Raw genomic sequence first — 623 nt, 5'->3', positions numbered from 1 at the left:
CAGACTGCCTTACATTTATATCTACGATTACTACCAATATATAAATGTATATAAAATAATCTATGGAGGAATGATATGATTTTGATTTTAGCTGGACTATTTAGTCTTATATTTGTTGGAGGATCTTTATTAGTTTTCTCACTTATAGGGATTCGTCAACGAGTTCGTTTAGAAAACGGATATGATTTTGAATTAGAGACAGATCTATTGGCAATGGTTGGCGAAAATAGAAAGTGAGAAGAAGAATGAAGTATGTAATTTTCAGTTTTGAATTAGGTGACTATATTTGTAATGGGGAGAATAAAGTTTTAGTTTTTGATACCTTGGGACTAGCTTTTCAGTATCTTCAAAAGCATTACCGTAAACCACTTCCTGAACAAAGAAAAAAGAGACAGATTCACTATCCTGATGTGTATCAAGCTCCGTTTAGGCTTTTAAAAGTTTGTTAGGAAGGGGAAAGGTCGATGTCAGAGTTATTCAAAATTATTAGAGGATACTACCTAACAGGGGTTGGTCAGGAACCATTGGCTTATTATTTTAAACTTTCATCGGATAACTTAAAATTTGAGTCTGTTTCTGCAGGGGATGTGGCTTTAACTTTTTATCAAAACGAGGAGAGTATT

Annotated in this window: 2 protein-coding genes; both read left to right on the top strand. The window is 33.2% G+C overall.

The features are described 5' to 3' along the window. Positions 1-75 precede the first annotated feature (75 nt). The gene (locus HMPREF2619_RS11320; RefSeq protein WP_009730755.1) at positions 76-237 is read left to right on the top strand and encodes a hypothetical protein; all 162 of its coding nucleotides are present in this window, start codon (positions 76-78) and stop codon (positions 235-237) included. An 8-nt stretch (positions 238-245) separates the two neighbouring features. Next, the gene (locus HMPREF2619_RS01245; protein WP_070458394.1) at positions 246-449 is read left to right on the top strand and encodes a hypothetical protein; all 204 of its coding nucleotides are present in this window, start codon (positions 246-248) and stop codon (positions 447-449) included. The last annotated feature ends 174 nt before the right edge of the window (positions 450-623 follow it).

The sequence above is a fragment of the Streptococcus sp. HMSC074B11 genome (genome assembly GCF_001808705.1).
In the GTDB taxonomy this organism is placed as follows: Bacteria; Bacillota; Bacilli; order Lactobacillales; family Streptococcaceae; genus Streptococcus.
Note: the sequence above shows the minus strand (reverse complement) of the source record. Positions and strands in the feature narration are given on the sequence as shown.